Annotated in this window: 10 protein-coding genes; 6 read left to right on the top strand and 4 right to left on the bottom strand. The window is 73.1% G+C overall.

Annotation, left to right across the window (positions count from 1 at the left end; genetic code table 11):
* Positions 1 to 6 precede the first annotated feature (6 nt).
* Positions 7 to 1074 (top strand): rhamnose ABC transporter substrate-binding protein, encoded by a 1068-nt coding sequence (rhaS, locus tag HCN51_RS02305; protein WP_168006175.1) that lies wholly within the window; start codon positions 7 to 9, stop codon positions 1072 to 1074.
* Positions 1075 to 1094: 20 nt separating this feature from the next.
* Here rhaS and HCN51_RS02310 read toward each other — a convergent pair whose 3' ends face one another.
* Complete coding sequence (locus HCN51_RS02310; protein WP_168006177.1) at positions 1095 to 2015, bottom strand: carbohydrate kinase family protein; 921 nt, start codon at positions 2013 to 2015, stop codon at positions 1095 to 1097.
* A gap of 125 nt (positions 2016 to 2140) precedes the next feature.
* Between HCN51_RS02310 and HCN51_RS02315 the strand changes: the two genes are divergently transcribed.
* Genes HCN51_RS02315 through HCN51_RS02330 form a run of 4 tightly spaced genes read left to right on the top strand, consistent with a single transcriptional unit; the run spans position 2141 to position 5948 of the window.
* Positions 2141 to 3124, top strand: coding sequence for a sugar ABC transporter substrate-binding protein (locus HCN51_RS02315; RefSeq protein ID WP_168006179.1), 984 nt, complete (start codon positions 2141 to 2143; stop codon positions 3122 to 3124).
* 2 nt (positions 3125 to 3126) lie between these two features.
* Positions 3127 to 4098, top strand: a complete 972-nt coding sequence (locus HCN51_RS02320) for an ABC transporter permease (RefSeq protein ID WP_168006181.1) — start codon at positions 3127 to 3129, stop codon at positions 4096 to 4098.
* On the top strand, positions 4095 to 4904 hold the full coding sequence (locus HCN51_RS02325; protein WP_168006183.1) for an ATP-binding cassette domain-containing protein: 810 nt from the start codon (positions 4095 to 4097) through the stop codon (positions 4902 to 4904). Before HCN51_RS02320 ends, HCN51_RS02325 begins: the two co-directional genes overlap by 4 nt.
* Positions 4905 to 4949: 45 nt before the next feature.
* Complete coding sequence (locus tag HCN51_RS02330) at positions 4950 to 5948, top strand: LacI family DNA-binding transcriptional regulator (protein WP_206066408.1); 999 nt, start codon at positions 4950 to 4952, stop codon at positions 5946 to 5948.
* A 114-nt stretch (positions 5949 to 6062) separates the two neighbouring features.
* Here the strand turns inward: HCN51_RS02330 and HCN51_RS02335 are convergent, their stop codons facing one another.
* Complete coding sequence (locus tag HCN51_RS02335) at positions 6063 to 9518, bottom strand: S8 family serine peptidase (RefSeq protein WP_168006187.1); 3456 nt, start codon at positions 9516 to 9518, stop codon at positions 6063 to 6065.
* A gap of 109 nt (positions 9519 to 9627) precedes the next feature.
* Between HCN51_RS02335 and HCN51_RS02340 the strand changes: the two genes are divergently transcribed.
* On the top strand, positions 9628 to 10635 hold the full coding sequence (locus HCN51_RS02340; protein ID WP_168006189.1) for a helix-turn-helix domain-containing protein: 1008 nt from the start codon (positions 9628 to 9630) through the stop codon (positions 10633 to 10635).
* 29 nt (positions 10636 to 10664) lie between these two features.
* On the opposite strand, the gene HCN51_RS58870 is transcribed toward HCN51_RS02340, so the two are convergent.
* Complete coding sequence (locus HCN51_RS58870) at positions 10665 to 12356, bottom strand: PQQ-dependent sugar dehydrogenase (protein WP_168006191.1); 1692 nt, start codon at positions 12354 to 12356, stop codon at positions 10665 to 10667.
* A gap of 160 nt (positions 12357 to 12516) precedes the next feature.
* On the bottom strand, positions 12517 to 13344 hold the full coding sequence (locus tag HCN51_RS02350; protein ID WP_168006193.1) for a PIG-L family deacetylase: 828 nt from the start codon (positions 13342 to 13344) through the stop codon (positions 12517 to 12519).
* Positions 13345 to 13351: the final 7 nt, after the last annotated feature.

Consider the following 13351-nt stretch of genomic DNA (forward strand, 5'->3'; position numbering starts at 1 on the left):
CACACCATGTCAGCGAGAATGCGAGGCGGCCGGGCGGTCGCCCTGGCGATGCTCACCGCGCTCACCCTCGCCGCCACCGGCTGCGCCAGTGCCGAGGAGCCCGTCGCCCCCGCTCAGACGGGGGCGAGCGGCGGCGCGAAGACGATCAAGGAGGGCTTGAAGATCGCCTTCCTGCCCAAGCAGGTCAACAACCCCTACTTCGACGCCTCCGACAACAAGGGCGGCAAGGTCGCGGTGGCGGAGTTCAAGGGCGTCTACAGCCAGACCGGCCCGTCGGAGGCCAGCCCGTCCGCCCAGGTCTCCTACATCAACACGCTGTCGCAGCAGGGCACGGACGTGATCGTGGTCTCGGCCAACGACAAGGACGCCATCTGCGGCGCGCTGCAGGAGGCCCGCGCCGCCGGCGCGAAGGTGGTCACCTACGACTCCGACACCAACCCGTCCTGCCGGGACGCCTTCATCAACCAGGCCAGCGCCGAGGGCATCGCCGCCTCCCAGATCAAGCTGATCAGTGAGGCGGTCGGCCCGGACGGCGGGGAGATCGCGATCCTGTCGGCGACGGCGAACGCGACCAACCAGAACGCCTGGATCGCGATGATGAAGACCGAGCTGGCCAAGCCGGAGAACGGCAAGCTCAAGCTGGTCGCCACGGTCTACGGCGACGACGACGACCAGAAGTCCTTCCAGGAGGCCCAGGGCCTGCTGGCCAAGTACCCGAACCTGAAGGGCATCATCTCGCCGACCACGGTCGGGGTGGCGGCGGCGGCCCGCTACCTGTCCGGCTCGGCCTACAAGGGCAAGGTGCAGCTGACCGGCCTCGGCACGCCGAACCAGATGCGCGCCTACGTCAAGGACGGCACGGTCAAGTCGTTCGCCCTGTGGAACCCGTCGGACCTGGGCTACCTGGCCGCCTACACCGGCGGGGCGCTGGCCTCGGGGCTGATCACCGGCAAGGAGGGTGACAAGTTCACCGCGGGCAAGCTGGGCGAGTACACCGTCGGCAAGGACGGCACCGTGCTGCTCGGCGACCCGTTCGTGTTCACCAAGGACAACATCGACGACTTCGACTTCTAGACAGGCGCCCCGCCCCGGGCTCACAGCTGGTACGCCCAGGGCGGGTCGGCGCCCGCCACCGAGCAGGTCAGCGCCGACACCCGGGCCGCGAGCTCGGCCGCCGAGACCACCGTCTCCAGGTCGAGCCCGTCGAGCCGGCCGCCGAGCAGCCCCTTGGCCTCCAGGGCGTGCAGCAGCCCGGCGGTGAACGCGTCGCCCGCGCCCACGGTGTCGACCACCGCCACGCGCGGCGCCGCCACCTTGGCCCGCTCGCCGTCGAGCGACACCAGCGCCCCGGCCGCGCCCAGGGTGATGACGACGAGCCGGGCCCCGGCGTCGTGCCAGCGGTCGCAGGCCCGCTCCGGCGGCACGCCGGGCAGCAGGAAGGCGAGGTCGTCGTCGCTGAGCCGGAGCACGTCGGCGAACGCGCACCAGCGCTCCACCTGGTAGTCCTCCCGTGCGGCGAGGCTGGGGCGCACGTTGGGGTCGATCGAGATCGTGGCCCGCGCGGCGGCCGCCCTGGCGAACTCCTCCACGGCCGCCGCGCCCGGCTGCTTGACCAGCGCGAGCGAGCCGGTGTGCAGGCAGGAGGCGGAGCCGAGGCGGGCCTGGTCGAGCTCGGCGGGGGTCCACTGCCAGTCGGCGGTGCCGGCGGCGTAGAAGGTGTACTCGGCCCGGCCGCGCTCGTCGAGGGCGGCGACCGCCAGCGTGCTCGGCTCCCCGGCCACCACGCAGGCCGCCAGGTCGACCCCGGACGAGGACAGGTGCTCGCGGAACAGCGCGCCGAACACGTCGTGCGAGAGCCGGCCGAGGAAGCGCGCCCGCGTGCCGAGCCGCGCCAGCGCCACCGCCGTGTTCGCCGGACCGCCGCCGGGCAGCGCCCGCAGCACCAGCTCGGCGGAGCCCGCCGCGGGCCGGTCGGTGAAGCTGTCGGCCACGCACTCGCCCAGGACGGCGATCATCTGGTCGGCCCTTTCCGATGGGGGCGTTGACGTTTTCCGGATCGGAGTTCATCATCGCAGCACAGCCGATGTCAACGATGACATATGTCAACGATGACATCGAATCCCCCCTGATAGGAACCGCCATGAATGCGAAGCTTCCGGCCGGACTCCTCGTCACCGCACTCTTGCTCGCCGGCTGCGGAGGTAACGGGCAGAGCGCCTCCTCCGCCACCCCCAAGGTCGGCCTGATCACCAAGACCGAGACCAACCCGTTCTTCGTCAAGATGAAGGAAGGCGCCCAGAAGGCGGCGCAGGCCAACGGGATGGAGCTGATGAGCGCCGCGGGCAAGTTCGACGGCGACAACGCCGCCCAGATCACCGCCATCGAGAACATGGTGGCCGCCGGCGTCAAGGGCATCCTCATCACCCCGAGCGACACCAAGGCCATCGTCCCCGCGATCAAGAAGGCCCGTGACGCGGGCGTGCTCGTCATCGCCCTCGACACCCCCACCGAGCCGCAAGACGCCACCGACGCGCTGTTCGCGACCGACAACTTCAAGGCCGGCGAGCTGATCGGCCAGTACGCCAAGGCCGCCATGGCCGGCAAACCGGCCAAGATCGCCACGCTGGACCTGGCCCCCGGCATCACCGTCGGCCAGCTCAGGCACGACGGCTTCCTCAAGGGCTTCGGCGTCGCGGCGGGCGACCCGTCCGTCGTCTGCTCCCAGGACACCCGCGGCGACCAGGCCAAGGGCCAGACCGCCATGGAGAACTGCCTGCAGAAGGCCCCCGACATCAACCTCGTCTACACCATCAACGAGCCCGCCGCGCTCGGCGCGTACACCGCGCTCAAGGCCAAGGGCCGCGAGAAGGACGTGCTGATCGTCTCCGTGGACGGCGGCTGCACCGGCACCAAGGCCGTCCAGTCCGGCCAGATCGCCGCCACCAGCCAGCAGTACCCGCTCAAGATGGCCGAGGACGGCGTCAAGGCCGTCGCCGACTTCGCCAAGAACGGCAAGAAGGCCGCCGGCTACACCGACACCGGCGTCACCCTCATCACCGACAAGCCCGTCTCCGGGGTCGAGGCCAAGGACACCTCCTTCGGCCTGGCCAACTGCTGGGGCTGAGCATGGCCGTCATCGAAGCGCCACTGCCGCGCCGCCTCATCAGCACCCCCGTCGCCGGGCCCCTGGCCGCGCTCGTGCTGGCCTGCCTGTTCTTCGGGATCAACAGCGACCAGTTCTTCACCGGCCCCAACTTCTCGCTCATCATCCAGCAGGTCATGGTGGTCGGCACGCTGGCCATCGGGCAGACGCTGATCATCCTCACGGCGGGCATCGACCTGGCGTGCGGGGCGATCATGGCGTTCGGCGGGATCGTGATGACCAAGCTGGCCGTGGACTCCGGCCTGCCGCCGCTGCTCGCCCTGACCGCCGGGCTCGCCGTCTGCGCCGCGTTCGGGCTGGTCAACGGCCTGCTGGTGACGCGCATCTCGCTGCCGCCGTTCATCGTCACGCTCGGCATGCTGAACGTGGCGTTCGCCCTGACGCACATCTACTCGGGCGAGCAGACGGTGACCGAGCTGCCCGCGCTGCTCACGTTCCTCGGCCAGACCTTCCAGGTCGGGCAGACGAACGTCACCTACGGCTCGCTGCTGACGATCCTGCTGTTCCTGCTGTTCGCCTACCTGCTCGGCTCCACCGCGTGGGGCCGCCACGTGTACGCGCTCGGCAACAGCCCCGAGGTGGCCCGGCTGACCGGCATCAGGACCCGCCGGCTGACCGTCGGCGTCTACACGCTGGCCGGCCTCGTCTACGGCGTCGCCGCGCTGCTCCTGGTCTCCCGCACCGGCGTCGGCGACCCGCAGGCCGGCCAGACCGACAACCTCGACAGCATCACCGCGGTCGTGCTCGGCGGCACCAGCCTGTTCGGCGGACGGGGCCTGGTGCTCGGCACGCTCGTCGGGGCGCTCATCGTCGGCGTCTTCCGCAACGGCCTGCAGCTCATGGGCGTCCCGTCGATCTACCAGACGCTCATCACCGGCGTCCTGGTGATCCTCGCGGTCGCCGTCGACCAGCTCTCCCGCAGGAGGATGCGATGACCACTCCCGTGCTCCAGGCGCGCGGCCTGGTCAAGAAGTACGGGCACGTGACCGCCCTCGACGGCGCCGACTTCGACCTCATGCCGGGCGAGGTGCTGGCCGTCATCGGCGACAACGGCGCCGGCAAGACCAGCCTGATCAAGGCGCTGACCGGCGCCCTGCAGCCCGACGCCGGCGAGATCCGGCTCGACGGGAAACCGGTGCGCTTCCGCGACCCCCTCGACGCCCGCCGCCACGGCATCGAGACCGTCTACCAGGACCTCGCCATCGCCGCCTCGCTCGACATCGCGACCAACATGTTCCTCGGCCGCGAGCTGCGCAAGCCCGGCGTGCTCGGCAAGGTCTTCCGGATGCTGGACAAGAAACGCATGCGCGAGGAGTCGGCCCGGCACATGGCCGAGCTGAAGATCGGGCTGCGCTCGCTCACCCAGCCGGTCGAGTCGCTGTCGGGCGGGCAGCGGCAGGGCGTCGCCGTGGCCAGGGCCGTCGCGTGGGCCACGCACGTCGTCGTCATGGACGAGCCCACCGCGGCGCTCGGCGTCAAGGAGTCGGGCCAGGTGCTCGACCTCATCAGGCAGGTCCGCGACCGGGGCACGCCGGTCGTGCTGATCAGCCACGACATGCCGCACGTGTTCGAGATCGCCGACCGCGTGCACGTGCAGCGGCTCGGCCGCCGGGTCGCCGAGCTGAGCCCGCGCGAGCACAGCATGGCCGAGGTCGTCGCCATCATGACCGGCGCGCTCCAGGTGTCGGACGGCAAGTCCGTGGTGGCCGACCAGGACGCGGCGAAGGCCATCGGTCTCTGACCGGATGCCTGGTCTGACAAGATGTCTGGAATGCGGCGTCCGACGATGACTGATGTGGCCCGTGAGGTCGGAGTCACCGCGAAGACCGTCTCCCGGGTGCTCAACGACGAGGGCCCGGTCGCCGTGGAGACCCGGCGGCGGGTCATGGAGGCGGTCCGGCGGCTGGGCTACCAGCCCAACCTCATGGCCCGCAACACCCGCGTCGGCGCCCGCGACGCCGCGATCGGCCTCGTCGTGCCCGAGCTGGGCAACCCGTTCTTCGGCACCGTCGCCGGCGGCGTCGAGGGCGCCGTGCGGGCGCGCGGGCTCACGCTCATCGTCGGCTCCTCCGACGAGACGGCCGGGCACGAGCAGGCGCTCATCGCCACGTTCCTGGCCCGCCGGGTCAGCGCCCTCATGGTCGTCCCCGCCGCCGACGGCGACCACCGCCACCTGCGGGCCGAGCGGGTGGCCGGGCTGCCGATCGTCTTCCTCGACCGGCCCGCCGCCGGGCTGACCGCCGACTGCGTGGTCAGCGCCAACCGGGAAGGGGCGCGGGCCGGCGTGGCGCACCTGATCGCGCACGGGCACCGCAGGATCGGCTTCGTCGGCGACCTGCCGGCCGCCCTCTACACGCGCAGGGAGCGGCTCCAGGGCTACCGCGACGCGCTCGACGCGGCGGGGCTGCCGTTCGACCGGGCGCTCGTGGAGACCGGGCACGACCTGGAGGCCGCCGCCCGCGCCACGCTGCGGCTGCTCGCGCTGGCCGACCCGCCCACGGCGCTGTTCGCGGGCAACAACCTGGCCTCCATGGGGGCGGTGGTCGCGCTGACGCGGGCCGGGCGCAAGGACGTGGCGCTGGTCGGGTTCGACGACCTGCCGCTGGCCGAGGCGCTCGACCCGCCGCTCACCGCCGTCGCCCAGGACCCGGCGGCGGTGGGGGCCGCGGCGGCCGGGCTCGTGCTGGCCCGCCTGGACGGCGACCGCTCCCGGGCCCGCCGCGTCACGGTGCCGACGCGGCTCATCGTGCGCGGCTCGGGCGAACTGCCGCCACGCACGATTTAGGCCGCCGCGCACGGCCTAGGGCCTTTTTGGGCCGTCCCGCACGGCTCGGGGCCGTTCGGGCCGTTCCGCACGGTCCGGGGCCGTCCCGCTCGGGACGGCCCCGTTCCGCACGGCTCAGCGCTTCACCGTGAAGCGCCCGCTCAGCGGGCCCAGCTCGACGGTGTGCGGGCCCGCCGCCATCCGGCGCACGTCGAACGCGACCGTGGCGCTCCTGCCGGAGGCCAGCGGCACGCTGCGGCGCCGCACCTCCGCGCCGTCCACCACGAGCACCGCCTCGTACGAGCCCGCCCGCTCGCCCACGTTCTTCACCAGCGCCCGCACCCGCACCTCCCGGGAGCCCGAGATCTCCAGGCCGCTCACCGTGAACAGCGCCTCCGGCCCGGCCACCAGGTCGTGCACGAACACGTTGTCCCGGTGGTTGGTGTCGCCCTCTGCCAGGTTCGCCGAGCCGCTCTCGAAGGCCACGTACCGGCCGTCCTCGCTGATCGACGGCAGGCCGGCGCGGCCGTCGCCCTCCTCGCCCCGCGGGCCGGTGGACAGGCGCGTGGTGGTGCCCGCCGCGACGTCGCGGACGAACACGTCGTCGCGCCCGTTCGTGTCCCCGGCGACCAGCTCGGGGGAGTCGCTGGAGAAGGCGACCCGGCTCCCGTCGGCGGTGAGCGTCGGGGCGAAGGACATGGCACGGGCCGGCTGCCCGCCGGTCGTCGCCGACACCAGCGCGGACTTCCCGCTGCCGAGCACCTGGACGTACAGCTCGCCGAGGCCGGCGCCGTTGGTGAAGGCCACGGCGTTCCCACTGGCGCTGATCACCGGTCCGGTGGTCTCCTCGTCCGGGAACGGCACGGCGAGCCGGGTCAGCGTCCCCGTCTGCCGGTCCAGCACGTACGAGTCGATCACGCCGTTCGCGTCACCGGGGGTCAGGGCGTCGGCACCGCTCTGGAAGGCCACGTACCGGCCGTCGGCGCTGATCGTCGGCTCCCGCGAGTTCCCGTCCGCCTGCGTGCCGTCCCGCGTGACCGACAGCCGCTGGGTCGTGCCGGCCTGCCGGTCGCGCAGGAACACGTCGGTACGCCCGTTCGTGTCGCCCGGCACCAGGTTGGCCGCGTCGCTGTCGAAGACGGCGAACCGCCCGTCGGCGCTTAACCTCGGCGGCCCCGACGGCCCGTCGGCCGGCGTGCCGTCCGGCGCCACCGACAGCAGCTCGGTCGTCCCGGTCTGCCGGTCGTGCACGAACGCGTCCGACAGCTCGTTCGTGTCCCCGGGCACCAGGTTCGTGGCCCCGCTGTTGAACCCGACGAACCGCCCGTCCCTGCTGACCGTCGGCGACAGCGAGAACGCGTCGGCCAGCCCGCCGCCGCTCGGCACCGACACCCGCCGGGTCTCCCGGGTGCGCCGGTCGGTGGCGAAGATGTCCAGCTCGCCGTTGGTGTCCTCGTCGTCGGTCAGGTTGGAGGCGAAGCTGGCGAACACCACCACGTTGCCGTCGCCGCTCAGCTCCGGCCACCACGCGTCGTGGTTGCCCTGGCGCCCGTCCGGCCCCAGCGACAGCCGCTCGGTGCGGGGGCGGCGCGGCAGCACGACGTCCGCGCCCGCCCGGCCCCGGCCGACCGTCACGGCCACGGGATCCGACCTGGAGACGCCCGCCGCGTGCGCGGCCACCTGGTGGTCGCCGGCCGGCACGTCCTTGATCGTGTAGCGGCCGTTCGCGTCGGTCGTGCCCGTCAGCACGTCGGGGACGTTCAGCACGGTGACCGTCGCGCCCGGCACGCTCGCGCCGGTCGGCTCGTACGTCACCCGCCCCGAGACCGTGCTCCACCGGGTCCGCTCCAGCTCCAGCCGCACGTCCGAGAGCCGGTCGGCCTTCACCCTGAACGTCTTCGACGCCGTCACGTAGCCGAACCTGGACAGCGTCAGCGTGTGCGTGCCGGCGGGGAGCCGCAGCTCGAACCGGCCGTCCGCGTCCGTCACCGTGCCGCGCCCGTCGGCCCTGGCGACCTTGACGCCGCTCAGCGGCCGGTGGCCGCGTTCGTCGGTGACGACGCCGCGCACGCCGCTGGTCAGCGCCGCCTCCGCCACCGCGGCGTAGGCGTCGATGCGGCCCCGGCCGATGCGCGGGTTCGGGCGCGGGCCGTAGCGGTCGTCGGAGACCGACGTGCCGGCGAGGATCTCCTCGGCCGCCGCCACGGTCAGGCCGGGGCGCGCCTCCAGCATGAGCGCGACCGTGCCCGAGACGTGCGGGGTGGCCATCGAGGTGCCGTTCAGGGCGGCGTACTGGCCGCCGGGAATGGCCGACACCACGTCCACGCCGGGGGCGGAGACGTCCGGCACGACGTACTCGTCCGGCCACTCCGGCGGCGCGTCGAACCAGTCGGTGCGCTTGACCACGCCGCCGCAGGAGAAGTCGGGCACGTCGTCGTCGGCGTCGGTCGCGCCCACCGCCACGGCCTCGTACACGTTGCCCGGGCTGCCGGAGCCGCCGGGCGAGCACTCGTTGCCGATGGCGAAGGACGGGAACGCGCCCGCCCGGTAGATGTTCCTGGCCGGCTCGACCAGCTCGTCGGCGTAGCCCTCGGCGCCCAGCGACATGCTGACGACGTCGGCGGGCTCGCCGGCCGGGGTGCCGTCCGCCTTGTACGGCGCCAGCGCCCACTGCATGCCGGCGATGACCTGCGCGAGCGTGCCCCGCCCGCCGGGGATGACCAGCCCGGCCATCAGCTGCGCGCCCGGCGCGACGCCGATGCGCGTGCCGGAGGCGTCGCCGCCCGCGATCGTGCCCGCCACGTGCGTGCCGTGGTAGGCGCTGTCGTGCGGCTCGCTGGCCACCGGCTTGCCGTCGGCGTCGAACTCGATCCAGCCGCCGGGCGCCTTCGGGTCGGCGGCGTCGGTGCTGGCCAGCTTGCCCTTCAGGTCGGGGTGGGTGACGTCGATGCCGGTGTCGAGCACGGCCACGCGCACGCCCTTGCCCGTCAGCCCGCGCTCGTCCTGCACCCGGTCGGCGCCGATCTTGGCCAGGCCCCAGGTCGTGGCGCCGGCGAGCTTGGGCGCCGCGGCCTTGCCCGGCTCGGGGGCGGTGAGCGTGAAGTTGGGGATGATCCGCTCGACCAGGTCGAGCTCGGCCAGGGCGCCGAGCGTGCCGGGCGTGGCCCGGACGAGGATCATGTTCTTCAGCCAGAACGTGTTGACCACCTGGTCGCCGCGCGAGCGCACGAACGCGGCGACCGGATCCTGCACGGGCGCCGCGCTCTCGATCAGCGCCTCACGCGCCTCGGCGGCGGACTCGGCGGCGGACTCGGCGGCGGACTCGGTGGCGGACTCGGTGGCGGACTCGGTGGGCGGCGGCTCCTCGGCGGTGCGCAGCACGACGACCGCCTCCAGGCGGCCTCGGGCGCTGCTCATCCGTTCGGCCAGCTTGGCGTCGATCTTGGGTTCGCTGCCGGGCGCGACGGTGGCGGTTTCCGCCTGCGCCGGGCTCGCGACGATCATCCCGTACGTCCCTGAGGTCATCACAACGGCGGGTAAGACGGCGGCGAGCAGGCGCCGCCCGGCGGAACGGCGGGAGGTCAGCGGCATGGGGCTCCTTCATCATCGTGGCCGCTGGGGCCGGTGGTGCACCGAGAACGCTGACATCCTCCGATGTTTCCTGACAAGATCCGTTGATGACGCGTTTCAGTCACGTGACGTGAACCCGACACCCCCGGAGGCGGCGATGCTGGAGGCCATCGGACTCGGCCGTCAGGACGAGGAGGTCTACGACGCGCTCGTCCGCCGCACGCAGGCGACCGTCGCCGAGATCGTCGCCGACTGCCACGTGCCGCCCCCGTCCGCGCGGCGCGTCCTGCAGTCGTTCGTCGAGCTGGGCCTGGCCACCCGCTCGACCGGCCGGCCCGTCCGCTACGTCGCCGTCTCGCCCGACAGCGGGCTGGAGGCCATCCTGCGCCAGCGCGAGCGGGAGCTCGACGACGTGCGCGGCCACATCCGCACCCTCATGGACGTCTACCGCGCCGGCACCCGCTTCGCCCATCCCGGCGAGCTGATCGAGGTGGTCTCGGGGCGCGAGGAGGTCAACCACCGCTGGGTGCGGATGCAGCAGGACACGCGGGTGCAGATGCGCGGCTTCGACCGCCCGCCGTACGCCGCCCCGCAGGAGCACACCGAGCCGAACCCGGTCGAGCTCCAGCAGCTCCGAAACGGGGTGAAATATCGCGTCATCTACGACACGAGCGTGCTGGAGCTGCCCGGCTGGCTCGACGACGTCATGACCGGCCTCCAGCACGGCGAGCAGGCCAGGATCGCCGCCGTCCCGATGAAGCTCGGCATCTCCGACGACCGGCTGGCGATCATCCCGCTGCTGCGGGCCGGCGACAGCGTCGTGTCGGCCTCGTACCTCATCCACCCGTCACCGCTGCTCGACGCGCTGATCGCGCTGTTCGAGGCGCTGTGGGAGCGCAGCCGGCCGGTCCGGTTCACCGCGCAGGAACCAGGGGGAGAGCCGGGGCGGGAGCTGTCGCAGGACGAGGAGCGGCTGCTCACGTTGCTGGCCGCCGGCGCCACCGACAAGGCGGCCGGCCGGGCGCTCGGGTGGAGCGAGCGGACCGTGCAGCGGCACCTCACGCGGCTGATGGGGCGGCTCGGGGTGCGGACCCGCTTCCAGGTCGCGATGGAGGCGACCCGGCGCGGCTGGATCTGACGCGCTGGACCGCTCGGACGGTGCCGGGCTCAGGCGCAGGTGTAGCCCGAGGGGAGGCTCGTGTCGCCGCTCGGGCGGGTGGCCTGGAAGCCGAACGTGGTGCTCTGGCCCGCCCCCAGCGTGCCGTTGTGCGCGGCGTTCCTGGCCGTGACGGTCTGCCCGGAGACGGTCAGCACCGCGTTCCACGAGCCCGTGACCGCGTGCCCGGCGGGCAGCGTGAACGTCACCGTCCAGCCGTCGCGCGCCGACGTGCCCGTGTTGGCGACGGTGACCGGCTGGATCACGTAACCGGTGCCCCACTGCGTCTGCGTGGTCGCCATGGCCGTGCAGCCGCCCTGCGCGCCGCCCGTCGTGGTGGTCACCGTGACCGTGCCGGACACGGGGGACAGGTTGCCGGCCGCGTCGCGGGCCCGCACCTGGTAGCGGTAGGTGGTGCCCGCCGTCAGGCCCGTGTCGGTGTACGTGGTCGTCGCGGACGTGCCCGCCTGCGTGAACGAGCCGCCCGACGCGCCCGTGGCACGCAGCACGTCGTAGCCGGTCACGCCCACGTCGTCGGTCGAGGCGGCCCACGTCAGGGTGGTCGAGGTGGCGGTCGTGCCCGAGGCCGACGGCAGGCCGGGCGCGGTCGGCGGGGAGGTGTCGGTGCCGCCGGACGCGGGCGGGATCCGGATGATGCGGTCGTCCTGCGCCACCGGCGTGCCGCGGCCGTCGCGGTTGCTCGTCGCCACCCACAGCCACCCGTCGGGGCCGGCCGCCACCGCGCGCAGCCGCCCGTACGACGACTGCAGCTCCGCCACCGGCGTGCCCGCCCCGCCGCCGGACGTCAGCGGGACCACCCACAGCCGCTGGCCGCGCAGCGCCGCCGCGAACAGCGCGCCGTTCGCGTACGCCAGCCCGCTCGGCGACGCCTCGGCCGTCGTCCACGTGACGATCGGGTTGCGGAAGGAGGTGTTCGAGCAGGTGCCCTCGCAGGTCGGCCAGCCGTAGTTGCGGCCCGCGACGATCTGGTTGACCTCGTCCCACGTGTTCTGGCCGAACTCGGTGGCGTACATGCGGCCCTGCGCGTCCCAGGCCAGGCCCTGGACGTTGCGGTGGCCGTAGCTCCAGACGCGGGAGCCGGGGAACGGGTTGCCCGACGGGACGCCGCCCGTCGGCGTCATGCGCAGGATCTTGCCGGCCGGGCTGTCGAGGTTTTGAGCGTTGGCGGTGTTGCTCGCGTCGCCGGTGGCCACGTACAGCATGCCGTCGGGGCCGAACGCGATGCGGCCGCCGTCGTGGATCGTCGCGCTCGGCACCCCCGAGAAGATCACCGTCTGCGTCTGCGGGGCGCTGAGCTGGAACCTGACGAGGCGGTTGTCGCCGCTGGTGCTGGTGAAGTACGCGTACACCCAGCCGTCCTGCGCGTACGACGGCGAGACCGCCAGGCCCAGCAGCCCGCTCTCACCCGACGCGCTCACCCCGCTGACCGTCGCCACCTGGACCGGCGCCTGCCCGGGGCGCACCTGCATGACGCGGCCCGTGCCGCGCTCGGACACCAGCGCGCTGCCGTCGGGCAGGAACGCCATCGCCCACGGCACCTGCAGCCCCGTGACCGCCACCTCCGCCCTGGCGAAGTCGAACCCGCCCACGACCTGCGCCTGCGCCGGGGGGACGCCGAGGACGAGGGAGAGCAGGGGGGCGAGCAGGGTCAGGACCAGCACGGGGACGGCACGGGCACGCATGACACGCTCCTTGACCGGATCGGTGCCGGCACCGTAAGCACCCTCACGACCGGATCTCAACCGGCGCCGGCCGGGCGAGCCCGGTGATCTGCGCCGACGGCCGCCGCGACGATGAAACTTTCACGGCGCGGCCGGCCGGGACGCCCGGGGCGGGCTGGGGTCAGGGGGTGCGCAGGCCCGCGAACAGGTCCTCCTCGTGGTCGGGCGCGTCCACCTTGCTCAGCACCCGCTCGAACGCCTCGTGCGAGAACGCCTGCTGCTGCGCCTCCTCCGGCATGCGCAGCAGGAAGATGTTCTCCCCCTGGCTCTCGTGCGCCCGCAGGGCCTTGAGCTTGCGCTCGGTGTAGGGGGCGACGTCGACGACGGCGGTCACCCGCTCGTCGGGGGTGCCGAAGTCGTCGGAGGGCGTGAAGTCGCCCATGTCGGCGCCGTGCTCGCGCATCAGCTCGAACATGCGCTTGATCGCCGACCGGGGGATGGCGGTGTAGTAGAGCTTGTCGGGGATGCCGGTGCGCTCGGCGGCGGCCACCGTGACGCGGTGCGTCTGCACGTGGTCGGGGTGGCCGTAACCGCCGCCGCCCGTCTCGTCGTAGGTCACCACGACCTGCGGCCGGTAGTGCTCCATCAGCGCGGCCAGCCGGGCGGCGGCGGTCTCGACGGGCACGTTGGCGAACGCGTCGGGGTGGCCGTTGCCGTCCCAGCCGTCCATGCCGGAGTCGCGGTAGCCGAGCAGCTCCAGATGGTCGATGCCGAGGTGGGCGACCGACTCGCGCAGCTCGCCCAGCCGCCGCCGGGCCACCGCCTCGTCGTCGTGACCCGGCTCGCCCGGCTTGACGCCGCCCTCGCCGTCGCCCTGCTCGCCGTTGGTGCAGGTGACCAGGACCGTGCGGATGCCCTCCTCGCCGTAACGGGCGAGGATGCCGCCGGTGCTGAGACATTCGTCGTCGGGGTGCGCGTGCACGACCATCAAGGTGAGTTGCCGATCCATGTGAGCA

Origin of the sequence: Nonomuraea composti (assembly GCF_012034275.1) — a bacterium.
Taxonomy (GTDB): Bacteria; Actinomycetota; Actinomycetes; order Streptosporangiales; family Streptosporangiaceae; genus Nonomuraea; species Nonomuraea composti.